Raw genomic sequence first — 23,034 nt, 5'->3', positions numbered from 1 at the left:
TTCCTTGACTCATCAGCCGGGTTTCACCCATCAAGCAGCCACCAGCCGTAATGTCCAGAAGTCAGAAGACAGATTCGGGTCCATCAGGTAACCGTAGGGCATGGTGAAGTACCCCTCCATGCCCCATGCGACGCCCCATGAGTTACGTAATATGAAACGCTGGTGAGCATCGTCATAACCGACCACCAGCACGCAGTGCCCGCCGAGCATCTTTTCCGCGTGGGCGGGCATTGGTGCGTGCCCGGTCTCGGCAACTTTCTTGCTTTCAAAGCTTTCGTATACCGCAAAACCGATGATGAACGGGTATCCCGACGCCAGACAGCCTTTCATTTGATTGAGGTGTTGCGCCACTTTTTGATAAGAAACGGCTTTGTATTTTCTGGCGTCTTTATAACAGGCGGGCGAAGGTTTGATCGCGAACTTGGCAATATCGTAGGGCCACTCTTTTTCCGGGCAGTCGCCTTGGGCTGCAACTGTTTTGATGCCGTTACGAATCATCGCACCGCTGTCCGATTCCACGGTATGTTGAATCACGCGTTCGTTGTAATAGATAAATAAACGCGATGGCTCGAAGGCGGGCTTCAGTTTCTGTTTCATCCGGTCAAACTGAATGGCTGCCGCAATACCATTGGCCGTACAACTGCCAAGCTGTCCCTGATCGTAGACGGGAGGGCAGTGCTTTCTCAGGTCAATCGAGTGCGGAAGTGCTGTCAGTGTCGCAATGGGGGCCGCGTATAAGTGGTCGCGATGGTCTGGCAGGTCTCGCATCCAGCCATATTGCTTTACGGTATAGGTCATCATCTATGTCCTGTTGAGAGGCGATGAAACCATCATTGAACGCAGGTGCGAACAATAAGGCGCTGGCAACATGTAAGCAGGTTTGATGCGGTGAATGAGTGAAGATATTTTTAGTGCTTAGTGTGCTAAATGTCGCCCAGATAGCCATCACTGATGATGTTCTGCGGTTGGCAATAAGGCTTCTTGATACCGATTTTTGATCGTGTGTTTTGACACCTACTGTGCGCGTCCAGACCCACCCATAAACATACTGACCGCCTGATCTACCAGTACTTCCACCTCGGACAGCGGGGGCACAGGTTGCTGCTGGAACAGCCGCTCGCCGGTTTCGGCTGTCAATCCTCCATAGGCGCGCTCGGCATTGACGTTGCAAGACGATGACGTTGCAAGAAGAGAGGTAGAGGCATGGAAACGATACAGTTACATGAAAAGCTGACATGACCGGCAGCGAGGGGATGACGATCAGTATCTTCCAGGTTGACGAGACCTGAAGGCCTCGCCAACACTTGACGCTTGATCATTACTTCGCGGCAAAGAAACTCAGCCCCTTACCGATCGCACAGGCATAACTTACCGCCTTGCCCACTGGCTGATAGCCCGGAACACTCAGCGTCGTCATGCTGAAATCAGCGGTGCCGTTGGAGCGGATCTGATAGCGGAGGAATTGCTCGATAGGCTTGTTATCGCGGTCCAGAGTGAAATGGGTATCGGAGAACGCCAACGTACCGTCCGCAGTGATGCGGTAGGTTTCTATGCGTTTGCCGCCTTTGGTCTTCGAGGGCTCTGCGCCTTCGACCGAGGATTTGCACTGCCCCAGGTCAATCACGACGGCTACCGATTCTCCGGTATTCAGCGCCTGAGTGATGGCGGGGTAGCTTTTGAGCTCTTCGCCTGCATGGGCAAGGGCGGGCAGGGAGAGTGCGAGTAACAGTGCGAAGTGACGTTTCATGGCTTCTCCAGCAATGCAGACTGGCCAGGTGCGCCAGTCAAGTCCGGGGTAGGGTTAGGGCCGAGGGTAATAAAAAGCAGTACGAACCCTAGGGTCTGTTCCCGCTTCATCGCGCGCGATGAAACGGGAACAGACCCTAGCACAAGGCATCTTTCAAATGGGCCGCAAATAACAGTGGCACAGCTCTGGCACGGTGTTCTTCATCCTTTCTGATCTATGGCCGACAGCGTTGCAGGCGCTAATCTTATCGTCAACCACTGGAAAGGATTGAACAGGCTAAGACAACTGAAGATTGCCGCGTGGACGTCTGTGTCAGAAGACCCACGCCTACAAGGCCTGGCAAAGCTATAAGCCGGGCAGTGTCAGCCAGTCGCTGGCGGAGCTGGCCAGTGGGCTGACTACCACCTTGAGGCAGTTCAAACTCAGTTAACTGTAAGCGCGTCGTCGCTGTTGTTCAGGCAACAGCGAATCGACAATGTGTTCGGCACTTGCGCCCGCAAACTCTGGCTCATGCTTAGGTCTTGTGGGGCGAGCTTGCTCGCGAAGCGGTCAGTCCCCCGAAAAATATGGCGTCCGGACCATTGTTTTCGTGAGCGATGCGGATGGCGGCCCCGGTCGCTCCTGCTGGCGCTTTCGGTCACATCGCGACTGTAGTCAAAGCCCTGTTTTTCGAGTTCTTCAACCCTTGCGTAAAACAATAAGTACGCAGCCCAAGGCTTTGGGCATGACCTGTGCACTGCTGATAGGGATCGTTTCCTGAGCCAGCGGAGCTACCCGAATGCCTGATGCCGTTCCTGTTGCCAAGCCAACCCCTTCCACGCCAACCCGTCTGTCTGCACTCTGGCGCACTCTGGCGCTGACCCTGTTTGCCACCAGCCTCGCTGCAACGGTGCATGCCGATGACAGTGACGTGCCTTCACTGGCGGGCAAACGCATCGCGATCAGCATGACTGGCACCAGTCACTACTTTGATATCAGGACGTTTCAGGCTCAGGTCGATGAGGTCAAACGCCTTGGCGGCACGCCGATTACGCTCGATGCAGGCCGCAATGACAAAAATCTGGTCAATCAATTGCAGACCGTGGTCACGCAAAAACCGGATGCGGTGATCCAGACCCTGGGCACGCTCAGCGTTATCGACCCGTGGCTCAAGCGCATCAGCAAGGCCAACATTCCGCTGTTCACGATTGATGCGCCGTCGCAGTACAGCCTCAACAACACCACCTCCGACAACGTTGCGACCGGCAAGGCGCTGGCCGGGCAGTTGATCAAGGACGCAGGCGGAAAGGGCAATATTCTGGTGTTCAACGGTTTTTATGGCGTGCCGGTCTGCGCCATTCGTTATGACCAGCTCAAGCTGGCGCTCAAGGATCACCCGGAGCTGAAAGTCATCGAGCCCGAACTGCGTGATGTGATTCCCAACACGGTTCAGGACGCTTACTCGCAAGTGTCGGCATTGCTCAACAAATACCCCAAGGGCAGCGTTTCGGCGATCTGGGCAGCCTGGGACATTCCGCAACTGGGTGCCAGCAAGGCACTGATCGATGCCGGGCGTACCGAGATCAAGACCTATGGCGTCGATGGCACGCCGGAAGTGCTGGAACTGATGCGCCGTGACACCTCGCCGGTCGGTGCCGTGGTGGCGCAACAGCCCGCGCTGATCGGCAAGACCGCCGTGCAGAACGTCGCCCGTTATCTGGCCGGACAACGCGATCTGCCCAAGGAAACCCAGGTGCCGACGCTGCTCACCACGGCGGCCAACCTGCCGGACGTACAAAAGCTGCGCGGCGATAACTGACGCGAGGGGGTTGAACATGGTTTCAGCGATGATGCAGGCTGCAACGCTGCCTGCCTTGCACCTGACAGGCATCAGCAAACGCTTTGGCGCGACGCAGGCGCTGGACAGCGTCAATCTGCGCGTCGACCAGGGGACGGTTCACGGTCTGGTCGGTGAGAACGGCGCAGGCAAGTCGACGCTGATCAAAGTGCTGGCCGGCATTCATCGTGCAGACGCAGGCAGCCTGAGCATTCACGGTCAGCAGTTCGACGCTGTCACGCCGCGCCAGGTAGAGGCCCTGGGGGTGCATTTCATCCATCAGGAGCGGCTGCTGCCGGGCAGTTTCACGGTGGGCGAGGCGCTGTTTTTCGGCCAGGAGATCAAGCGCGGTCTGTTCGTCGACCAGCGTGCCCAGGATCGCGAGGCGACCCGCCTACTGGAGGATTACTTTGCCATGCGCCTGCCGGCCGGAGCGCTGGTACGCGATCTGGACAGCGCCCAGCGGCAGATCCTGCAGATCACCCGCGCGCTGCTGGCCAGGCCCAGGGTCCTGGTGTTCGACGAGCCGAGCGTGTCGCTGGTCAAACAAGAGGTCGACCGACTGCTGGCCATCGTGCGGCGCTTGCGCGATGAAGGCCTGACGATTCTGTACATCTCCCATTACCTTCAGGAAATCGAATCGCTCTGCGATCAGGTCACGGTGCTGCGCAACGGCCGCGATGTCGCCGTGGTCGATCCGGCAACCACCAGCACCGCGCAGATTGCCCGGCTGATGGTCAACCGTGATTTGGGCGAGCAGTACATTCGCGCACCGACTGTTCCCGGTACCGATGTTCTTCAACTGCAAGGGCTTGGGGCAGGGCGGTACTACTCCGCTGTCGACCTCAACATACGGCGTGGCGAAGTGGTCGGCCTGACCGGGCTGGTGGGTTCGGGCGCCAAAGAGCTGCTGAAAAGCCTGTTCGGATTGCTACAACCGGATCGCGGCAAGTTACTGTTGAATGGCCAGATTTTGCAGCTGAAATCGCCCCGCGATGCAGTGCGCCACGGTATTGCGCTTGTCCCCGAAGAGCGCCGCACCCATGGCGTGGCACCAACCCTTTCCGTGCTGGAAAACATCACGCTGGCCAGCCTCGGACGATTCAGTCGCCGTGGCTTGCTCGATGGCCCTGCTCAGGTCCGGGAGAGCGAACGGCTGATCGATGAACTGGCGATCAAGACGCCTGGCCCCGACGCAGCGGTGCAACTGCTCAGTGGCGGCAATCAGCAAAAAGTCGCGCTGGCCAAGTGGCTGAGTCGGCATTCTTCACTGTATTTGCTGGACGAGCCCAGCGTAGGTGTCGACATCGGTGCCAAGGTGGAAATTTACCGGCTGATCGCGCGGCTTGCCGAGGCTGGCGCAGCCGTACTGGTGCTGTCCTCTGACTTGCCGGAACTGATCGGCATCACCCATCGCATCGTGGTCCTGCACCGAGGGCGCATTGTCGGCGAATTCGATTCTCTGGCGACCGACAGCGATCATTTGCTGGCTTGCGCCACCGGTGCCAGTGAACGCGATGAAAACGTCGAACCGATTATTGAGGAGGCCAGGCATGTCCGCGCTTGAAGTGTTTGCCAGCCCGACAATCGAGCATCCCCAGCGGCTGCTCGTGCGCATGGCGCAGCGCGGCTCGCTGCTGGTGTTTCTGGCGATTCTGCTGGTATTCGCCCTCAGTGCGCCGGGTTTTCTCAGTGTCGGCAACATCAGCAACGTGTTCGCCCAGTCGGCCGTGCTCGGCATTCTGGCGCTTGGCCTTACTTGCGTGGTGATTGGCGGTGGTTCCAATGTGGTCAGCGGCGGGCTGGATCTGTCGCTGGCGGCCAATCTCGGGTTGTGTGCAGCGGTTTACAGCAGCCTGAACAACGCCGGTTTCGAGGCCTGGCAAGCCATATCCCTGACGTTGGCGTGTGGCCTGCTGGTCGGCGCATTCAATGGTCTGGCGGTGGTGCTGTTACGCCTGCCGCCACTGTTGGCGACCCTCGCGAGCATGAACCTGATCGCAGGGCTGGAACTGGTGCTGACCCAGAACACCGTGATGGCCACTGATTCCGGGCTGCTGGACAGTCTGGCTTCAGGTGTCTGGCTCGGTATCCCGGCGCTCGCCTGGGTGTTGTTGGGCGTCGCGGCATCATTGTGGTTGTTGATTCAGCGCAGCGCCTTTGGCCTGCGCCTGTATGCCATCGGCGAATACCCGCAAGCCGCAAAGGCGGCGGGCCTGAACCTGCAACGCTATGTGTTTGCCAGCTACCTGATTGCCGGGGGCTGCGCGGCCGTCGCGGCCTTTTGCTCCGCGGCATTTTTCAGCGGCAGCACTACGGGCTCTGGCGACCTGTTGCTGTCGGTGGTGGCCATCGCCTTCCTCGGGGTGGTGTTCTCGCGCCGTCTGACGGCGAACATTCCCGGCACGTTGCTGGCGACGCTGCTACTGGGTTTCCTGATCAATGGCTTTCAATTACTGAACATTTCCAACTTCTGGGTCAACGGCGTGCAAGGCGTGTTGATTCTGCTGGTCGTGGCATTTTCCGGAGCACTTGACCGAAGGGACGGTGAGCAATGAGTACCTTGATCCTGAATACGTCGTCGACACTGGTAAAAGTGCTGCCGCGTCTGTTGCCAGCGGTTCTGCCGCTGCTGGTGCTGATCATCCTGCTGTTTTTCGCTATTAATGCACCGGGGTTCCTCAGCTGGGGCAACCTGTCGAGCCTCGTCCTGAACAATTTCGTGCTGCTGGCCATCGTTGCCGTCGGCATGACCTGGGCAGTCGCAGTGGGCGGTATTGACCTGTCGGTGGGCACGGCTCTGGATTTTGCCAGCCTCGGTTTCGTGGTGGCGCTCAATGCCGGTCACGGTCTGGGTGTGTCCATTGTCATAGCGTTGCTGGCGGGCGTTGCGGCCGGTGTGTTCAACGCGCTGCTGATTGCCGGGCTGCGTATTTCGCCGTTCCTGGCAACCCTGGGCACCTTGTTCATCGGCACCAGCGTGCAGCAATTGCTCTCCGACGGCGGCCAGCCGATCTATATCGCCCAACACGCGCTGCCGGGGATCAGCGGCGTGTCGATAGTCGGCGTGCCGTTGCCATTGGTGGTCGTGGCACTGCTGGCGGGTGTCTATGGGCTGGTGCTGGCGCGCGGACGATCAGGGCGGGAGATTCTCGCGGTGGGCACTCAGCCGCAACTGGCGTACTACTCGGGCCTGCCCACCCGGCGCATCGCCGCGCTGGTATTCATTGGCAGTGCGCTAGCCTGCTCGGTGGCGGGCATCCTGCTCAGCTCCACGGTGAACGCTTACGTGCCAATGTCTGGCAACGCCTACCTGATCAATGCCATCGGCGCAGTATTTATCGGCACGACGCTGAGCCGTCAGGGGCGTCCCAACATTGTCGGCACGCTGCTGGGTGTGTTGTTCATCAACGTCATCGCCAATGGCTTGCTGTTGATTGGCTGGAATTTTTACTGGCAGCAAGTGGCGACCGGGGCGCTGATCTTCGTCGTGCTGGCGTTCAGCTTTGCCAGCCGCCACCTGTTGCGTAACGCGGCCTGAATTACGTTTCAGGCTTTACCGGTGCCGCTGCCGATCTGCCAGACGAAAGGCGGCTCGGTGCCGTTGATACGCCAGTCCCCGACAATCCGCGCCTTGTAAATCAGCGGATTGTGCGACGCCGCTGTCCGCGCATTGCGCCAGTGGCGATCCAGCGCCTTGGTGACGCTGACACCCGACGCGCCCAAGGCGTTGAATAGATCGGTGGCGGAACGCAGCACCAGTTCAGAGACGATCACCTGTGCTTTGGCGGTCTCGATTTCGGCGGCGATGTTGGCTTCTTTTTCCTTCTGCGCATCGTTACCGAAGCGCGCCACATAAGCGCGCTGCAATGGCTCGGCGGAACGCAGGGTAGCGGCTTCTGCGGCATACACTTGCGCGGCAATCTGCCCGACCACCTGTTGCACTTGAGAATCCTGGCTGACGCTGGTCGCATTGCCGTGGCTGAAGATGCGTTTGCGGTCGCGTACTTCCTGGGCGATATCGCGCTCGACCGCCCGACCGATGCCCGCCAATACCGCCAGCAGCACCAATTGATAAAACGCGGTCTGGTACTTGAAGCGCTCTTCAAAGGGAATCACATGGTTCGCAGGCAATGGCACGTTGTCGTACACCGACGTGCCGCTGCCGGTGGTGCGCTGGCCGAATCCGTCCCAGTCATCGCTGTGGCGTACGCCAGCGTGCCTGGCATTGACCACCGCAATCACATCGGCGCCGTTGTCGGCGCGCTGTGCGTAAACGTCGATCCAATCGGCGAAGATGCTGCCGGTGCTGTAGAACTTGGTGCCGTTGAGCACAAAACCGTCGCTTTGAGGGCTGACCTTGGTGATCACGTCACCGATTTTTACCGCGCCGACTTCGGTCCAGCCATTGCCGACCAGATCCCCTGCGACAAAGCGCGCAAACCACGTGTCGCGGTCTGCACCCGGTGGCGCATTCAGGCGGTCTTCGACAAAAGCGAAATGCGCCCGCAAGGCCTGCGGAATGTTCGAGTCGGCTTCGGCCAGTTCTATCAACAGCTGAAAGAGCTGACCGACCGATGCGCCCGCGCCGCCATATTCGGTCGGGACACGCACGGCGCCGAACCCGGCTTTCCTCAGCCAGTCAATCGGTTCATAGGGCAGGGCACGGGCTTTTTCACGTTCGACGTTGCCCGCGCTGATCTCACGGAAGATCGGCCGGAAGCGGTTGGCCAGGGTGTCGTAATCGGTGCCCAGCGAGAGTGGGTTAGAGCCGGTTGATTGAGTCATGCAGTGCTCCTGAGCAGATCGGGCCCTTGAACAAGTCGGGCCGGTGAATGGATCGTTCAGCTCGGTGCATGCTTCGTGCCTGGATCTAAGTCATTGAATTTAAGCTTTATTTTTTCGGAAAGCAGGCTTGTCTGTTGCGAGGGCAACAGTTGCGCAACAGCTTGTCAGTAAACCGCACATTCAGAGCTGCGTCGCGCGGGCCGCTGTTCTTCCAGCAACAGCGTTCGGGCATTTTGTCGGCTGTGATGCCGCTGGCTATCAGGAAGCTTACGTAACTATCTGTTTTTGATCATTAATATTTTTCGGCACGTACTGTGCACTGTTCAAGGCCACGCGTGTTGAATGCCTTCAACCTGTCGCCAACGATCAGGAGCCAGTCCATGAGCAACCCAGTCGCAACTCCAACTGCCACACCGCCCCGAGCGCATGTCATTGCCTCTGACGCCGAAGCCATCGACGTCGCCAAGGCACTGGCAAGTCGCTTTGCCGAACAGGCTTCGTTACGTGATCGCGAACGCCGCCTGCCGGTTGCCGAGCTGGATGAATTCTCGGCCAGCGGCCTGTGGGCCATCACCGTGCCCAAAGCCTATGGCGGCGCTGGCGTTTCCTACGTCACCGTTGCCGAAGTGATCAAGATCATCTCGGCCGCAGACTCTTCGCTCGGGCAAATCCCGCAAAACCATCTTGGCGTACTCGACGTTCTGTTGCAGACCGGCACCGAGGAGCAGAAGCGTCATTACTTCGGCAAGGCGCTGGCGGGTTACCGCTTCGGCAACGCGTTCTCGGAGTCGAAAAGCAAGAACGCCGGAGCTTTCCAGACGCGGATTCGTTTCGAGGGCGAGCACGCAGTGCTGGACGGCGAAAAGTTCTACTGCACCGGTGCGCTGTTCGCGCATATCGTGCCGGTAGCCGGTGTCAACGAACAAAACCAGGCCTTCATCGCCTTTGTCGAACGTGACAATCCGGGCCTGACCATTATCGATAACTGGGACGGATTCGGGCAGCGCACCACCGCCAGCGGCGGCGCGTTGTTGAAAGATGTGCGTGTGCCATCCAGCGCGGTGATTCCTGCACACCAGGCATTCGATGAGCCAACTGCCGACGGGCCGATATCGCAGATCATTCAGGCCGCAGTGGACACTGGCATCGCCCACGGCGCCTTCGAGGAAACCCTCAAGCACGCCCGTCTGGCACGGCCTTGGATAGACAGCAAGCAGGATTTCGGCTGGCAGGACCCGTTCAGCATTGCCACCATTGGCGATCTGCAATGGCGGCTGCATGGCACCGACGCGATTCTCGTCAAAGCCGGGCAGGCCATCGACCATGCGCTGGCCGAGCCGAGCGAAACCAGCGTTGCGCACGCTTCAGTGATTGTCGCTCAAGCCAAAGTACTGTCGGCGCAGATCGCCTTGCTTGTCAGCAGCAAATTGTTCGAGCTGGCGGGCACCCGCTCGGTGTCGGGCAAGCTCAACCTTGATCGCTACTGGCGCAATGCCCGTACCCATACGCTGCATGACCCCGTGCGCTGGAAATATCACCTGATCGGCAATCAGGTACTCAACGGTATTGCACCGCCGCGTCACGCCTGGAACTGAACAAGGAGCACACTCATGCCACATACCGCTGTCACCGCACAACTGGCGGTCGCCACCGAAGACCTCGGCCTTGCTCGTCACGGCCTGCAACTCATCCTCGATGACCTGCGTGAGCGGGGCCAGCCATGGCCGCTCAGCAATCTGCAACGTATTGTCGATGACCCCTACGTGATCAGCAAAATCGGCGATCTGCAGATTCGGCTGGACGTCGCCGCCGCGTTGCTGGAGCGTGCACAAGGCCTGGATGGCTCGCCCGAGCAACGCCTGATCGCCAGTAGCGAAGCGGTCATCGCCAGTGCCGATGCACTTCAGGCGGTCGGCAACGTTCAGTACGAATTGACCGGACAACACCTTGCGCTGCCGGCACAGACCGGTCGCGAACCGTTGCGCTGGCACTACCAGGTCATCGGCAATCAACGCCTTAACGGCGTCGTACCGCCGCAGCTTCAGGAGTAAGTGTATGTCTCGTCAAATACGCCTTAACGCCTTCGACATGAATTGCGTGGGTCATCAATCGCCGGGGCTGTGGGCGCATCCGCGGGACCGTTCGTGGCAGTACAAGGACCTGGAATACTGGACAGATCTGGCCAGAATTCTTGAGCGCGGCAAGTTCGACGGGCTGTTCATCGCTGACGTGCTGGGCATCTACGACGTTTATCGCGGCAACGGTGAGGCGGCGATTCGCCAGGCCACGCAGGTGCCGGTCAATGACCCGTTGCAGTTGATTCCACCCATGGCGCTGGTGACCGAGCACCTGGGGTTTGGCCTGACGGCGTCGTTGTCGTTCGAACACCCTTACCCGTTCGCCCGCCGTCTGTCGACGCTGGATCACCTGACCAAGGGCCGTGCGGGCTGGAATATCGTCACGTCTTATCTGGAAAGCGGCGCGAAGAACCTGGGGCAGAAAACCCTGACCGAGCACGATGCGCGCTACGACTATGCCGAGGAGTACCTGGAAGTTTGCTACAAACTCTGGGAAGGCAGCTGGGAGGACGGCGCGATTCTGCGTGACCGGGAGCGGCGGGTGTTCAGCGACCCGAGCAAAATCCACGAGATCCGCCACGTCGGTAAGCACTTTCAGGTGCCCGGCATTCATCTGTGCGAGCCTTCGCCGCAACGTACGCCGGTACTCTATCAGGCGGGCGCTTCGAGCCGGGGCAAGCAGTTTGCCGCCGAGCATGCCGAATGCGTTTTCGTCGCGGCACCTTCCAAAGTGCTGCTGAAAAAGACCGTGGCTGATATCCGTCGTCGCACCGCCGAGGCGGGTCGTGACCCGTCCAAAGTGCTGATTTTCAACTTGCAGACGGTGATCCTCGGCGAGACTGACGCTAAAGCCAAGACCAAATTCGAGGAGTACAAAAGCTGGGTCAGCTACGAAGGTGCCATGGCCCTGATATCCGGCTGGACCGGCATCGACTTCAGCCAGTTCAAGCCTGACGAGCCACTGCGGCATGTGCACACCAATGCCATTCAGTCGGCCATCGAGACCTTTTCCACTGCCGACCCGAACACCGTCTGGACGCCGCAGGCATTGGCTGACTGGGTCGGCATCGGCGGTTTCGGGCCATTGTTTGTCGGCAGCCCGGAAACCGTGGCGGACCTGTTGCAGGAATGGGTTGAGGAGACGGACGTCGACGGTTTCAATCTGGCCTACGCGCTGACCCATGAAACCTTCATCGATGCGGTCGATTTGCTGGTCCCGGAGCTGCAGAAGCGCGGCGTTTACAAGACCGAATACGCCAAAGGCACCTTGCGTGAGAAGTTGTTTGGCGACGGGCCGAGGCTGGAAACCGGGCATCCGGGAACCGGCTTTCGCGACCTGGCAGCGTTGAACCTCAGCCGGCAGAAGGAGAGCGCCTGACGGCGCGTGGTAGAGGTCGGACGCAGAGCGTCCAGAACGGCATGCCGACGCAGAGCGTCGCACGATAATCGAGACTGTCGTTTCTCACGCTCCGGCGTAGGAATGCCGTTCTAGACACTCCGCGTCCGACCCGTCCTGCTGGCCTCAAGACTGCCGCTGCTGCACAAGGCAGTGACGGCCAAATGCTACGTGCTGGACGGGCAGATTGACGGCCTGATCAAGGATGACGTCGCCAACCGGGGTCGCACCCGCAAGGTGTTCCCCTATCCGTACCTGGCCGAATATGACCACAAAGGCTCTTCGAAGCGCGCCAGCAGCTATCTTTCCGGCCATATGCGCCCCTTGAACGCTATACGACCGGTAATTATTTTCTCCTCGTTCTTGACATGGCCCGCGAAGCAGTAGAGAATTGCGTCCATTCCTGAACACGGAATTGAAAAAACCCCTTTAGATTCAATGGGTTGGAAGCCAAAAAAAATAGTGGTTTCCCATGCAGTTAAAAATGCGTTCAATGTTGAAGTGGGACATTTGACGTTTGAGGCCGAGTAGCAAAATGGTTATGCAGCGGATTGCAAATCCGCCTACGCCGGTTCGATTCCGACCTCGGCCTCCACTATTTGAAAGCCCCGCAGACTAGCGTTTGCGGGGTTTTTTATTGGCCGCTGAAAAGTGATGAGTTTCGAAACTTTGAGGGGGTGGAGTTCCGAAGCTGTTTTCTTGATGCATCCCGCGACGCTCCGCCTCATCTGTCTTCATGTACCTGCCTGCTCGATGATGAACAGCACGATTATTGCTAGTCAGGCTGTGCAGCCCAGTAAGCTCAATCGAGGTGATGTCCATGAACAAGCCCCTTGTCCGGTGGCCGATCAATCCGCTTAGAACAGCCGTCATCGTGGTCGACATGCAAAAAGTCTTCTGCGAGCCGCGCGGCGCGTTATATGTCAAGAACACCGCTGATATTGTCCAGCCCATCCAGACGCTGCTGAACGTGGCTCGATCTGCTCAGGTGACGGTAATCTATCTGCGCCATATCGTGCGCGGTGATGGTTCGGATACCGGGCGTATGCGTGATCTTTACCCCAATGTGGACCAGATTCTCGCGCGCCACGACCCGGACGTCGAAATAATCGAAGCGCTGACGCCCAAGTCGGGCGATGTGATTATCGACAAGTTGTTCTACAGCGGCTTTCATAATACCGACCTGGATACCGTATTACGTGCCCGGGACGTCGACACTATTATTGTTTGCGGGACGGTCACCAACGTCTGTTGCGAAACGACCATCAGGGATGGCGTGCACCGCGAGTACAAAGTCATCGCCCTGAACGATGCCAATGCGGCCATGGATTACCCCGACGTGGGTTTCGGCGCGGTGTCGGCAGAGGAGGTTCAGCGTATCGCACTGACCACCATTGCCTATGAATTCGGCGAAGTCACTACCACGGCAGATGTCATTCAGCGTATTCAAAGCGCGTGATTTCGCAGCCGCCGTGCGCAGTTCCGGCCCGTTTTCGGGGCTCGCGCATCCAAACCATGCGCTCTGTTTCAGACCGTTTACTCTGAAACTCGCACTCCAGAATGTTAACTCCTTGTCAGTAGTGTGGATTTGCCCGATGGCACAATTTCTGCTGTTACCTCGCTGACCTTCACCCTCGCCGGTGAGCCTTGTCCGTGTTGTGTCAGCTAGAGGAATCAGAAGCATGACTCTGCACTATGTACCCATCATCAACCTTGCACCCTATTTTTCAGGAACACCGGACGGCAAGGCAGTCGTGGCGCAGGCGGTCAATCAGGCGTGCAAGGACATCGGATTTCTGGTGATCACCGAACACCAGATTCCGGCAGAGCTGATTGAACGGGTCTCACGCCTGACTCGGCAGTTCTTCGATTTACCGCTCGCCGAAAAGCGCAAAGTCGACCGGCCAAGCCCGGAAATGGTGCGTGGTTACAGTGCTGTGGCCGAGGAAAGCCTGTCGTATTCGCTGGAAGAAAGTGCGCCGGGTGATTTGAAGGAATCTTTCTCCATCGGGCCCAGCGACGTGCCCGATGAAGACTACTATCACAATGCCGTGGCCGGCCCGCACTTTGCGCCCAATGTCTGGCCTGCCGAAGAGCAGGTGCCAGGCTTTCAACAGGCATACCAAGAGTATTTCGAGGCGATGAGCCAGCTGGCGCAGTCCTTGATGCGTCTGTTCGCCTTGGCGCTTGAACTGGACGAATGTTTCTTCGATGACAAGATCGACCGGCATATCAGCATGTTTCGCAGTCTGAGCTATCCGGACATCAAGACCGAAGTCGAGGCAGGGCAGTTGCGTGCCAGTGCGCACACGGATTACGGCAGCCTGACCATCGTGCGCCCCGACAACGCGCTGGGTGGCCTGCAGGTCCGTAACCAGCAACGCGAATGGGTCGATGTGCCCTACGTCGAGAACGGCTTCGTGGTCAATATCGGCGATCTGATGATGCAATGGACCAACGATCAGTGGATTTCCACACTGCATCGCGTGATCAACCCGCCCATGACCAGCGAGCAGGACAACCGCCGCCAATCGCTAGTGTTCTTCCACCAGCCCAACTACGACACGCTGATTCAGTGCCTGCCAGGCTGCCTGCAACCCGGCGCCACGCCTCGGCACGTGCCGGTGACCTCGGGTGATCATCTGCTGGCCAAGTTCGTCAAACAGACGACCTTCGGCGGCAGCAAGGTGGCCTGACATGGGCACGCTTTCCTACGTCAACGTGTTCGCGCAGGACATCGTCGCCTTGAGCGATTTTTACTCGAAACTGTTCGGCTTCAGAGAAATCGAGGCGATCAGATCGTCGATTTTTCGTGGGCTGGACACAGGCAAGTCCTGCATTGGCTTCAATGCCCATGATGCCTACGAATTGCTGGGCCTGGATGAGTTCGCCGGCAGCACCGGATGTCGGTTTCTGCTCAATATCGACGTTGAGGAGCAATCCGAAGTGGACAGGCTGGTGCCGCAAGCCGTGGCGCTGGGAGCGAGGTTGATCAAGGAGCCGTATCTGACGTATTACAACTGGTACCAGGCGGTTTTGCTGGACCCCGAGGGTAATATATTCCGGATTAACTTTATGCGTTAAGTGCAGTCATTACGGATTAGCTGCGAGGGGCAGGGCCCTGGCAAGCGCCCCCGTTTCAGGTTTTTATCGGAAAATCTACTGGCTGAACTGCTAGCTATCTCGTTCCTGAAAGCAGGTCTTCAATTGAGCAACAGGCAAGGCATGCCTGATTCAACAATTGAGGATATGGACATGAGTGACTCTGATAGCGCAGACCCCAAACACGGCATGGTGACCCGCCCGCCATCCCGTGGTTCTTACGCCATACTCAAAGGACTGTTGCTGGAATGGGAAGTGGTCGCCATGGAAGGGAGCAAAAACTTTCCCGACCTGAAAGCGGGTGTTGCACATGACTTTCCTGGCCTCGATGAACCGGTCCATTTGGACTCTGTTACGCATGCTGATCCACCAGCAGACGGACTTATATTGAGTGGTGGGCAAAGTGATAAGCGTATATGCGTAAACTTTACGGATGACGAGATTATTGAAGAGATAACGAAAAATGGTAAGGGTGAAGCTGAAAAGTGGCCTCGCTTCAGCGTCATGCGTGGGGCCGAATTTACAGTTGAATGGCAGTATCATGCCGAGCATGTTACGCGCGGCTACCGCTGGTTTATTACAAAAGACGGTTGGAATGAAAAAACGCGAATTACCCGAGAGCACTTTGAGGGGAAAAACTGCGTTGCTGATAAGCACTTCGCAATTGACGGCTACGATGGGCTGATGTGGAGTGACATTTCTGATTTGGCTCCTTTCGATAAACACAGGGATCAGCTAGCGCCGAAAAAAATCACTTCCGCAACACTGCCCAAAGACAAGCACGGTCACCACGTTATTCTTCTTGTCTGGATCATTGCCAAAACCGACAAAGCATTTTATCAGGCGTTTGATGTTAAGTTTGAAGAGTAAACTGCATGTTTGCTGCGCATCATGAATAAGTCGATTTGTCGATGATACTTTATTAGTCATTCTGGCCGGTCGATGAAGGGAGGGCTTGTGTGTAAGCGCATAAGCCCTCGATTGATTTAACGGCTTCGATACGGAGCGTTTTAGCAGATGCATATTTTCCAGGCGTCTGAAGTTTAAAAATATCACCCCTGCATTTTATCAGTCGGCCCGAACACCTACGAAAAGGAAGTCACTGTATGAACACAGGAACAGCGCTCACTGTTGTTGGCGACAAGCTATTAGGACGATTTTATGAAGGGCTGGCAACTCAAAAATTCAGATTGGAATTTATGGGTATTGGGGTTGTGGGTGTCCGAAGTGTCCATAACAGTATGTTGATTACGATGTCGAAAGTGAAGGTGTGGCTCTCGCCTGAACTTGGCACTCCGGAGCAGGTTTTTGAACTGAGAATGTATGATGACACCTCGTATACTATCCACGGTACCTCTCATCAGCTTGTACTGGAAATGACAGGTGCCGGCATCGAGCCAAGGGAATACGATAAAGACAGCAGAACTCAACGTTTTTTTCTGGTCCCGCAAGATAATGGTTCGATTTATATTTGCACCGAAGATCAGGTCTTCAACACCCGTCAAAGGCCCAATGACCTACAGGGCGACTTGCAGGCCAGCGTTCAATTTGCCCAAAGCCAGATTTTTTCGGTTGCGGCCAGCCCCGGGAGCAGTCAACCTCATTTGACGGCAGGGCGACGAACATTGCTTATGGTAAAACCGCAGGGCGCCCTAAGCACCTTGAAAGTGACCGTTCTCGGCAAAGAGGGGGGGCAACTTGGCTCGCTATTGTTGAACAGTCCCGAGCACTTACCTAAAACGGTTTATCACGTTGAGGGTGTGGTGGAGGGCATGAATTTTGCCCCTTTGCCGGGCTCGACGTGTACTATTAATAGCCATCATGAAATAGAAAGATTAGGTCAGCCGTCAGCGGACTTTCTTCTGGACAGGCTCCAGCAACATGCTGTGGTCGACATTCAGCCGATGGATTGCAGCGGGGTGACTCGACTTTGTTTGCCCGACCATTGTGCTCTTGATGGAAAAATGGTGCGCATTCGCGCAGGTGTGGGTAATGAAGTGACGGTTTTATACGATCATCGCAGTACCACGATCGAGCAAGGAAATTCCCAGCGTTTCAAGTTCTTCTCCGGGCACTGGATCAGTGAGGACGATCAAGTAAACAACTCGATCATCTACGCAGAAAATACCTGGAGCGTTAACCTGCCTGCCGAATGGATCGAGCCGGGTATCGTGATGAACTTTCAAAGCGGCACGGTCAGCGGGGAATTAAGAAATATACCGGTAGGCGCCAGGACCGAGTTGCTCATCAATACCATCGACATCGGTATGCTGACCTCACCACGCAACGCATTCGCATTTGCAAAAGACCCCAGTGCCCACAGAGAATATTTTCAGACAATCCCTGTGTCGCGCATGATCGTCAACAATTATGAGTCCATTCACCTGACGGAGGTTGTATTGCCTGACGGAACGCTGTTGGATGATTTTGACCCGAGTCAAGGAAGTTGGCATGCCGGCACGATGCGGCAACGCATAGGCAAGGAGCTGATCTCGTTGGGTATCAATCATGCTAACTATGGTATTAACAGTTTTGAGGGCAACGCCGGATGGACACCTTATGTCGCTGCCCAGATGACTGCACATAACAGCCGTGGAAAATACGCCAATGGCGTTATCGTGCACGGAGGGTCTGGCGGTGCGGGTATGGTCACGCTTGATCAATCTCTGGGCAATGAGTTCAGCCATGAACTGGGGCACAACTACGGGTTAGGACACTATCCCGGAGGTTTCGACGGCTGCGTGCACCGGGACGCCGGTGAAAATAATTCGACGTGGGGTTGGGATATGGATTTATTCAGATTCATACCGAATTTCAGATCGAGTATTACACATGAAGATGCATGCTTTGACGGCCAATGCCAGCCGCCATTTTTTGGCAGGCGCTTTGGTACGGATCCGATGGCCAGTGGCTCGGTTATGTCATCACTCAACCGATTTACGCTACACACGCCTTACACAGCAGCACTCACGCAAACGTTTTTTGAGGGTAAGCCGGTCTTCGATGAAAGTTCCCCCACTCGTTTTAGCAAGTGGGACCCGGAGGCGAAGGCTATGAAACCCTATAGCCACAGGGTAGATCGAGGGAAATGGGTCCTCGCATCCAACGCTGATTTGAGCGAGAACGTTATATTCGAATTGCTCAGTAAGAACCGGTATGTACGCGTCTACATGGCTGATGGTAACTGGAGCCCGTCCGTTCATATACCGCTGGCCTCTTCGGTCAAGGCCGGTTGTCTCGTAGCGGTCGAGAGTGATGCTCAATTCTCTAGCCAACTCCACATCAACGGACAGGTCATCACTGTCAAGCGCGGGGATGCAAAAAGCTATCACTCCAACGGCACCCGCTGGACTGAATGTGTCGTTTTAAACAGTGAGATGAATCGAATCACTGCCCCCGTCGATAAACTAAGCCAATCCGCTTTGGCGGCTTTTTTAAGTACGTATCGTGTGGTGCGTATCGCGATGTGGAACGGAAACTAGGCAGCCGCCATTCACGTTCCCGAGGCGTCACAGGCCAACAAACGCTGCGTTATCATCATCATTCAGAATGCGACGTACACGACCCATCTCACTATTAACGGCCTGGTTATTGCCATACCGAAAGGCACGACGTGCTATTACAAGTCTGACGGTTACAACTGGAACGCTTATGCCCATTTTTTCGACTTCAGTGTCGAGCGCTCGCCACGCGCTTCAGGCGTTCCGGTGACCACCCTCGTTGGCTATTACGACCCCGAGATGACGTTGCGGAGCTACATTTACCCTGCGTTGCACGGCGCCTACGGGTTTCTTTACGATGATGACACAGGCCTCAATGATGATGATTGCTTTTTATGGGTCGAGTCGCCTGGGGAATCGCGGCGTTTCAAGCTTGATAGCATTCGCCTCAAAAGCGGTGTCATGAATGCTTTCCATATCAACATTGCAGAGTCATCACAGCGAAGAACGGTCAGTATTGTCTGCAAGGGAGAGATACTGTCTTCGCGCTACGTATTTGCGGCTGAAGTGCCGCTGACTTATACCGTCAATGGTGAGTAAAGTACGTTCGAATGGGCTGAGCGATGGCATGTTTTTGGGCGTTGCGAACCCAGGTTGTTTTCTTCGGAGTGGAAAGACGAAGGGCCTACTGGGCAGAATGCCCCGCAAGCCCTTGATCTATAAATGGTGCCCCGAGCCGGGGTCGAACCGGCACGTCCAAAGGACGAGGGATTTTAAGTCCCTTGCGTCTACCAATTTCGCCATCGGGGCGGTAGCGCCAAGAGCAGGGAATATATACACCCGGCCCCCATGAAGCAAGCGTGAAAACGACTCAAATGCCACAAGATGCCGCTTTCCTGCCGGTGAAAATTGCTTGGCAAATCATGAGGCTACACTTTCTTGTGAGGGCGACCGCTCACCTTGCCGTTCGACAAGGCTCAGGATTTGCCTTCCTTGGCCACGACGCCGACTTTGTCCGCCAGTAGTCGCAGGTAGCTGGCCAGCGCCACTTCTTCGAGGCGCAGGCCCTTGCGTTGTCTGGAGCGTGGAAGTTTGGCCAGGTTGCCGAGCAGGAATCCTTCCAGCACTGCCGGATGGATGTAGCATTTGCGGCAAATGGCCGGGGTGTTGCCCAGTTGTTTGGAAACGGCCTTGACCATGTCGACGATGTGCCGTTTGGCGTCGGCTTCCGGTTCCCAATGCAGTTTTTGCAAGGTGGCCAGGGCCAGCGCGCTGGCGGCCCAGGTCCGGTAATCCTTGGCGGTGAAGTCCGAGCCGGTGAGGCTTTGCAGGTAGGCGTTGATGTCGGATGAGGTCACGGCATGGCGTACGCCGTCTTCGTCCAGGTACTGAAACAGGTTTTGCCCCGGCAGTTCCATGCAGCGCTTGATCACGGCGGCGAGCTTGCGGTCTTTTACGCTGACCTTGTGCTCGACGCCGCTTTTGCCGCGAAACTCGAAGAGGATCTGTCCGCCTTTGACCTCCACATGTTTGTTGCGCAGGGTGGTCAAGCCATATGAGCGGTTTTCCTTGGCGTACTGGCTGTTGCCGATGCGGATCAGCGTCGCGTCGAGCAATGAAATCACCGTCGCCATGACTTTCTCCCGACCCATGCCGGGCTGGGCGAGCTGCGCTTCGATCTGCTTGCGCACCTTGGGCAGCGCGTGGCCGAACTCGATCAGGCGTGAGTATTTGTCCTGATCGCGAATCTCGCGCCAGCGCGGGTGGTAGCGATACTGTTTGCGACCCCGCGCGTCACGCCCGGTGGCCTGCAAATGCCCCATCGGGTCGGCGCAGATCCACACTTCGGTGTAGGCGGGTGGCACAGCCAGCGCGTTGATGCGCTTGACCTCTGACTCATCCTTGATGCGCTGACCTTTGGTGTCGAAGTAGGCGAATTTGCCGCGCAGTATCTTGCGCGTAAAGCCCGGCTGGGTGTCGTCTACGTAGTGCAGGTCACTGGCGGGCTGGCTGAGGGCAGTCGAGTCAGGCATGGCTAAATTCCGAAGGCAGTTAAAAGCACTGACCGCGACGTTTGACCGTGGTGCCGTTTATTTCCGCGCCAAACCGGACCCGCGCTACGCCAGCACCGCGACCGCCTTGATCTGGGCCCATAGGGGCTGACCCCGATGCAGGTGCAATTGATCCCGTGAATACCGGGTGATACGGGCCAGCAGTGGCGTGCCGCCTGCGTCCAGTTTCACCAGAACATGCGCCGCGTTGTCGGCCGGCATTTCTTCCAGCACCGTGACCGGCAGCCGATTGAGAATGCTGCTGTGGTCTTCGGGCTGCAGGTTCAGGCTGACATCGCGGGCCTGCACCTTTATACGCAGCGCTGTGCCTGGCTGCATTTCGGCATGGGCGACGCGTATGCACAGCGTGCTGCCGGGCAGCGTGACGCTCAGTAAGTGATACGCGTTGTCATAGCCGCTGACCAGGCCTTCGATGACCACGCCCGCGTCGTCGCCCATGGCCAGTGGCAAGTCGAGTCGCGCCAGGGTTTCCTGAATGGGACCACTGGCCAGCACCTTGCCTTCTTCGAGCAGCACCAGATGGTCAGCCAGGCGTGCGACCTCGTCCTGGGCGTGGCTGACGTACAGCATCGGGATGTCCAGCTCGCGGTGCAGACGTTCCAGATACGGCAGGATTTCGCTTTTGCGTCTCGCATCCAGCGCGGCCAGCGGCTCATCGAGCAGCATCAGGCGTGGGCTGGTCAGCAAGGCCCGTGCGATGCCGACACGTTGACGCTCACCTCCGGACAGCTTGTCCGGACGCCGCTCCAGCAAATGATCGATACCAAGCAGCTCGGTCGCCTGTTGCATCTCGATGCGGCGTTGCGGGCGCGGGATGCGTTTCATGCCGAACTCAAGGTTTGCCCGTACCGACAGGTGTGGAAACAGGCTGGCTTCCTGAAACACGTAGCCGATGGCGCGTTTGTGCGGCGGCAGGAAGATCGCTTTTGCGCTGTCCTGCCAGATTTCATCATGGACACGAACAAAGCCGTGTCCGGCTTTTTCCAGGCCGGCAATGCAGCGCAGGCAGGTGGTCTTGCCCGAGCCGGACGGCCCGAACAGCGCGGTGATACCGGAGCCGGGCAGGGTCAGGTTGGTGCTGACGGTGAACTCGGGGTAGGCCATTTCCAGGCGTACTTCAATCGGCGAGACCATGCCTCAACTCCATCCGGTTCTGGATTTGCTGCTGGAATAGAGTGCCAATAGCACCACAAAGGAAAACACCAGCATCGCGCCGGCCAGCCAGTGCGCCTGCAAATACTCCATGGATTCCACGTGATCGAAGATTTGCACTGACACCACGCGGGTTTTCTCGGGAATGTTGCCGCCGATCATCAGCACCACGCCGAACTCGCCGACGGTGTGAGCAAACCCCAGAATCGCGCCGGTGATGAAACCGGGCCTGGCCAATGGCAGGATCACGCTGAAAAACGTGTCCCACGGCCCGGCGCGCAGGGTCGCCGCTACTTCCAGAGGACGGGGGCCGATCGCGGCGAACGCGTTCTGCAACGGCTGCACCACAAACGGCATCGAATACAGCACCGAGCCGATCACCAGGCCGGTGAAGCTGAAGGTCAGCGTTCCCAGGCCCAGACCCTGGGTCAGTTGGCCGATGGGCCCATTGGGCCCGAGCAGCAACAGCAGATAAAAGCCGATCACCGTCGGCGGCAAAACCAGCGGCAAAGCGACCACCGCACCGATCGGACCCTTGAGCCACGAGTCAGTGCGCGCCAGCCACAAGGCGATGGGCGTGCCGATGATCAGCAGGATAACCGTGGTCAGCGACGCCAGCTTGAGTGTCAGCCAGATCGCCGCGATGTCAGCACTCCCCAGTGGCATTTACAGCTGGTATCCGAAGGACTTGATGATCGCTGCGGCTTTCGGGCCTTTAAGGTACTCGACCAGTGCTTTGGCGGCGGCGTTATCCTTGCCCTTGGTGAGAATCACCGCATCCTGCTTGATCGGGTCATGCAACGAGTCCGGCACGATCCACGCCGAGCCGCTGGTCAGCTTACCGTCCTTGTAGACTTGCGACAGCGCTACAAAACCCAGTTCGGCATTGCCGGTGGAAACGAATTGATACGCCTGGGTGATGCTCTGACCCTCGACAAGCTTAGCCTGGGTTGCTTCGGTCAGCCCCAGCTTATTCAGAACCTGGGTTGCCGCCAGGCCATACGGTGCGGTCTTCGGGTTGGCGATGGACAAATGCTGATACTGATTGGCCTTGAGTACCTCGCCCTTGCTGTCGACGTAGCCTTCTTTGGCCGACCACAGCGCCAGCGTACCCACTGCGTAGGTAAAGCGCGAGCCCTTGACGGTGTGGCCTTCCTGCTCAAGTTTTGCGGGCGTGGTGTCGTCGGCCGAGAGGAAAACTTCGAACGGCGCGCCGTTCTTGATCTGCGTATAGATCTGGCCAGTGGCACCGAACGCGGCAACCAGCGTGTGGCCTGTGTCTTTTTCGAAGTCCTTGGCAATCGCCTGAATCGGCGCGGTGAAGTTGGCCGCTACGGCAACCTGCACTTCATCGGCGAAAGCGGAGGAGGCCACCAACGCCGCCAGGGCCAGTGCAGAAAACGTCAGTGTGGCGCGCAGCGTGGTTGATCGCATGAAACAGCT

General features: G+C 57.5%; 22 protein-coding genes, 2 tRNA genes and 1 pseudogene. 16 read left to right on the top strand and 9 right to left on the bottom strand.

The window, feature by feature from the left end; translation table 11 throughout:
- Positions 1–30: 30 nt before the first annotated feature.
- Together ABJ99_RS26215 and ABJ99_RS26210 are read right to left on the bottom strand one after the other, a co-directional pair.
- Positions 31–798, bottom strand: coding sequence for a C1 family peptidase (locus tag ABJ99_RS26215; protein ID WP_054088268.1), 768 nt, complete (start codon positions 796–798; stop codon positions 31–33).
- Between the two features lie 520 nt (positions 799–1,318).
- Positions 1,319–1,747 (bottom strand): VirK family protein, encoded by a 429-nt coding sequence (locus tag ABJ99_RS26210; protein WP_054088267.1) that lies wholly within the window; start codon positions 1,745–1,747, stop codon positions 1,319–1,321.
- A 292-nt stretch (positions 1,748–2,039) separates the two neighbouring features.
- Between ABJ99_RS26210 and ABJ99_RS29485 the strand changes: the two genes are divergently transcribed.
- The 5 genes from ABJ99_RS29485 to ABJ99_RS26190 all read left to right on the top strand — a co-directional run bounded on the left by ABJ99_RS29485 (position 2,040) and on the right by ABJ99_RS26190 (position 7,104).
- On the top strand, positions 2,040–2,177 hold the full coding sequence (locus ABJ99_RS29485) for a hypothetical protein (protein ID WP_154864513.1): 138 nt from the start codon (positions 2,040–2,042) through the stop codon (positions 2,175–2,177).
- Between the two features lie 348 nt (positions 2,178–2,525).
- A complete protein-coding gene (locus ABJ99_RS26205) occupies positions 2,526–3,545 on the top strand; it encodes a sugar ABC transporter substrate-binding protein (protein WP_054088266.1) in 1,020 nt (339 codons plus the stop codon).
- Positions 3,546–3,561: 16 nt separating this feature from the next.
- The gene (locus ABJ99_RS26200; RefSeq protein ID WP_054088265.1) at positions 3,562–5,130 is read left to right on the top strand and encodes a sugar ABC transporter ATP-binding protein; all 1,569 of its coding nucleotides are present in this window, start codon (positions 3,562–3,564) and stop codon (positions 5,128–5,130) included.
- On the top strand, positions 5,117–6,121 hold the full coding sequence (locus ABJ99_RS26195; protein ID WP_054088264.1) for an ABC transporter permease: 1,005 nt from the start codon (positions 5,117–5,119) through the stop codon (positions 6,119–6,121). The genes ABJ99_RS26200 and ABJ99_RS26195 overlap by 14 nt, the downstream gene beginning before the upstream one ends.
- Positions 6,118–7,104 (top strand): ABC transporter permease, encoded by a 987-nt coding sequence (locus tag ABJ99_RS26190; protein ID WP_054088263.1) that lies wholly within the window; start codon positions 6,118–6,120, stop codon positions 7,102–7,104. Before ABJ99_RS26195 ends, ABJ99_RS26190 begins: the two co-directional genes overlap by 4 nt.
- 8 nt (positions 7,105–7,112) lie before the next feature.
- Here ABJ99_RS26190 and ABJ99_RS26185 read toward each other — a convergent pair whose 3' ends face one another.
- Positions 7,113–8,351 carry an acyl-CoA dehydrogenase family protein gene (locus ABJ99_RS26185; RefSeq protein WP_054088262.1) on the bottom strand — a complete coding sequence of 413 codons (1,239 nt, stop codon included), beginning with the start codon at positions 8,349–8,351 and terminating at the stop codon, positions 7,113–7,115.
- Positions 8,352–8,731: 380 nt separating this feature from the next.
- Between ABJ99_RS26185 and ABJ99_RS26180 the strand changes: the two genes are divergently transcribed.
- The 5 genes and pseudogenes from ABJ99_RS26180 to ABJ99_RS26160 all read left to right on the top strand — a co-directional run bounded on the left by ABJ99_RS26180 (position 8,732) and on the right by ABJ99_RS26160 (position 12,420).
- A complete protein-coding gene (locus tag ABJ99_RS26180; protein WP_054088261.1) occupies positions 8,732–9,946 on the top strand; it encodes an SfnB family sulfur acquisition oxidoreductase in 1,215 nt (404 codons plus the stop codon).
- A 15-nt stretch (positions 9,947–9,961) separates the two neighbouring features.
- Positions 9,962–10,402 carry an acyl-CoA dehydrogenase family protein gene (locus ABJ99_RS26175; protein ID WP_054088260.1) on the top strand — a complete coding sequence of 147 codons (441 nt, stop codon included), beginning with the start codon at positions 9,962–9,964 and terminating at the stop codon, positions 10,400–10,402.
- Positions 10,403–10,406: 4 nt separating this feature from the next.
- Complete coding sequence (locus ABJ99_RS26170) at positions 10,407–11,807, top strand: LLM class flavin-dependent oxidoreductase (protein ID WP_054088259.1); 1,401 nt, start codon at positions 10,407–10,409, stop codon at positions 11,805–11,807.
- 207 nt (positions 11,808–12,014) lie between these two features.
- Positions 12,015–12,128 (top strand): annotated as a pseudogene (locus ABJ99_RS30005) (tannase/feruloyl esterase family alpha/beta hydrolase); the annotation flags it as partial.
- A 218-nt stretch (positions 12,129–12,346) separates the two neighbouring features.
- Positions 12,347–12,420, top strand: a tRNA-Cys gene (locus ABJ99_RS26160).
- A gap of 20 nt (positions 12,421–12,440) precedes the next feature.
- On the opposite strand, the gene ABJ99_RS28535 is transcribed toward ABJ99_RS26160, so the two are convergent.
- Positions 12,441–12,647, bottom strand: coding sequence for a hypothetical protein (locus ABJ99_RS28535; RefSeq protein ID WP_147461907.1), 207 nt, complete (start codon positions 12,645–12,647; stop codon positions 12,441–12,443).
- Here ABJ99_RS28535 and ABJ99_RS26155 point away from each other — a divergent pair.
- The 6 genes from ABJ99_RS26155 (at position 12,646) to ABJ99_RS29475 (ending at position 18,967) form a co-directional block, all read left to right on the top strand.
- Positions 12,646–13,284, top strand: a complete 639-nt coding sequence (locus tag ABJ99_RS26155) for a cysteine hydrolase family protein (protein WP_054088257.1) — start codon at positions 12,646–12,648, stop codon at positions 13,282–13,284. The genes ABJ99_RS28535 and ABJ99_RS26155 overlap by 2 nt on opposite strands.
- 223 nt (positions 13,285–13,507) lie before the next feature.
- Positions 13,508–14,521, top strand: coding sequence for an isopenicillin N synthase family dioxygenase (locus ABJ99_RS26150; protein ID WP_054088256.1), 1,014 nt, complete (start codon positions 13,508–13,510; stop codon positions 14,519–14,521).
- Between the two features lies 1 nt (position 14,522).
- Entirely contained in the window at positions 14,523–14,909 is a 387-nt protein-coding gene (locus tag ABJ99_RS26145; RefSeq protein ID WP_054088255.1) for a VOC family protein, read from the top strand.
- Positions 14,910–15,050: 141 nt separating this feature from the next.
- A complete protein-coding gene (locus ABJ99_RS26140) occupies positions 15,051–15,797 on the top strand; it encodes a lytic polysaccharide monooxygenase auxiliary activity family 9 protein (protein ID WP_054088289.1) in 747 nt (248 codons plus the stop codon).
- 236 nt (positions 15,798–16,033) lie between these two features.
- On the top strand, positions 16,034–18,409 hold the full coding sequence (locus ABJ99_RS26135; RefSeq protein ID WP_230081103.1) for a M66 family metalloprotease: 2,376 nt from the start codon (positions 16,034–16,036) through the stop codon (positions 18,407–18,409).
- 9 nt (positions 18,410–18,418) lie between these two features.
- Positions 18,419–18,967 (top strand): TagA domain-containing protein, encoded by a 549-nt coding sequence (locus ABJ99_RS29475; protein ID WP_326828207.1) that lies wholly within the window; start codon positions 18,419–18,421, stop codon positions 18,965–18,967.
- A 124-nt stretch (positions 18,968–19,091) separates the two neighbouring features.
- Here the strand turns inward: ABJ99_RS29475 and ABJ99_RS26130 are convergent.
- From ABJ99_RS26130 to modA, 5 genes are all read right to left on the bottom strand, one after another.
- A tRNA-Leu gene (locus ABJ99_RS26130) sits at positions 19,092–19,177 on the bottom strand.
- Between the two features lie 167 nt (positions 19,178–19,344).
- Positions 19,345–20,400, bottom strand: coding sequence for a DNA topoisomerase IB (locus tag ABJ99_RS26125; protein ID WP_054088254.1), 1,056 nt, complete (start codon positions 20,398–20,400; stop codon positions 19,345–19,347).
- A gap of 84 nt (positions 20,401–20,484) precedes the next feature.
- Positions 20,485–21,573: a molybdenum ABC transporter ATP-binding protein gene (modC, locus tag ABJ99_RS26120; RefSeq protein WP_054088253.1), complete on the bottom strand. Its 1,089-nt coding sequence runs from the start codon at positions 21,571–21,573 to the stop codon at positions 20,485–20,487.
- Positions 21,574–21,576: 3 nt separating this feature from the next.
- On the bottom strand, positions 21,577–22,257 hold the full coding sequence (modB, locus tag ABJ99_RS26115) for a molybdate ABC transporter permease subunit (protein ID WP_054088252.1): 681 nt from the start codon (positions 22,255–22,257) through the stop codon (positions 21,577–21,579).
- Positions 22,258–23,025 (bottom strand): molybdate ABC transporter substrate-binding protein, encoded by a 768-nt coding sequence (modA, locus tag ABJ99_RS26110; RefSeq protein ID WP_054088251.1) that lies wholly within the window; start codon positions 23,023–23,025, stop codon positions 22,258–22,260.
- Positions 23,026–23,034: the final 9 nt, after the last annotated feature.

This window comes from Pseudomonas syringae pv. cilantro (assembly GCF_001293775.1).
Taxonomy (GTDB): domain Bacteria; phylum Pseudomonadota; class Gammaproteobacteria; order Pseudomonadales; family Pseudomonadaceae; genus Aquipseudomonas; species Aquipseudomonas syringae_P.
This window is presented reverse-complemented; position numbering and strand designations above follow the sequence as displayed.

Excerpts from the sequence above, each read along its gene's own strand:
- ABJ99_RS26175 (WP_054088260.1), top strand. The coding sequence starts at position 9,962 with ATGCCACATACCGCTGTCACCGCACAACTGGCGGTCGCCACCGAAGAC.
- ABJ99_RS26125 (WP_054088254.1), bottom strand. The coding sequence starts at position 20,400 with ATGCCTGACTCGACTGCCCTCAGCCAGCCCGCCAGTGACCTGCACTAC.
- ABJ99_RS26140 (WP_054088289.1), top strand. The coding sequence starts at position 15,051 with ATGCCTGATTCAACAATTGAGGATATGGACATGAGTGACTCTGATAGC.
- ABJ99_RS26145 (WP_054088255.1), top strand. The coding sequence starts at position 14,523 with ATGGGCACGCTTTCCTACGTCAACGTGTTCGCGCAGGACATCGTCGCC.
- ABJ99_RS26170 (WP_054088259.1), top strand. The coding sequence starts at position 10,407 with ATGTCTCGTCAAATACGCCTTAACGCCTTCGACATGAATTGCGTGGGT.
- ABJ99_RS26180 (WP_054088261.1), top strand. The coding sequence starts at position 8,732 with ATGAGCAACCCAGTCGCAACTCCAACTGCCACACCGCCCCGAGCGCAT.
- ABJ99_RS26195 (WP_054088264.1), top strand. The coding sequence starts at position 5,117 with ATGTCCGCGCTTGAAGTGTTTGCCAGCCCGACAATCGAGCATCCCCAG.
- ABJ99_RS28535 (WP_147461907.1), bottom strand. The coding sequence starts at position 12,647 with ATGGACATCACCTCGATTGAGCTTACTGGGCTGCACAGCCTGACTAGC.
- ABJ99_RS26215 (WP_054088268.1), bottom strand. The coding sequence starts at position 798 with ATGACCTATACCGTAAAGCAATATGGCTGGATGCGAGACCTGCCAGAC.
- modA (WP_054088251.1), bottom strand. The coding sequence starts at position 23,025 with ATGCGATCAACCACGCTGCGCGCCACACTGACGTTTTCTGCACTGGCC.
- ABJ99_RS26205 (WP_054088266.1), top strand. The coding sequence starts at position 2,526 with ATGCCTGATGCCGTTCCTGTTGCCAAGCCAACCCCTTCCACGCCAACC.
- ABJ99_RS26135 (WP_230081103.1), top strand. The coding sequence starts at position 16,034 with ATGAACACAGGAACAGCGCTCACTGTTGTTGGCGACAAGCTATTAGGA.
- ABJ99_RS26150 (WP_054088256.1), top strand. The coding sequence starts at position 13,508 with ATGACTCTGCACTATGTACCCATCATCAACCTTGCACCCTATTTTTCA.
- ABJ99_RS26190 (WP_054088263.1), top strand. The coding sequence starts at position 6,118 with ATGAGTACCTTGATCCTGAATACGTCGTCGACACTGGTAAAAGTGCTG.
- ABJ99_RS26210 (WP_054088267.1), bottom strand. The coding sequence starts at position 1,747 with ATGAAACGTCACTTCGCACTGTTACTCGCACTCTCCCTGCCCGCCCTT.
- modB (WP_054088252.1), bottom strand. The coding sequence starts at position 22,257 with ATGCCACTGGGGAGTGCTGACATCGCGGCGATCTGGCTGACACTCAAG.
- ABJ99_RS26155 (WP_054088257.1), top strand. The coding sequence starts at position 12,646 with ATGAACAAGCCCCTTGTCCGGTGGCCGATCAATCCGCTTAGAACAGCC.
- ABJ99_RS26185 (WP_054088262.1), bottom strand. The coding sequence starts at position 8,351 with ATGACTCAATCAACCGGCTCTAACCCACTCTCGCTGGGCACCGATTAC.
- ABJ99_RS26200 (WP_054088265.1), top strand. The coding sequence starts at position 3,562 with ATGGTTTCAGCGATGATGCAGGCTGCAACGCTGCCTGCCTTGCACCTG.
- modC (WP_054088253.1), bottom strand. The coding sequence starts at position 21,573 with ATGGTCTCGCCGATTGAAGTACGCCTGGAAATGGCCTACCCCGAGTTC.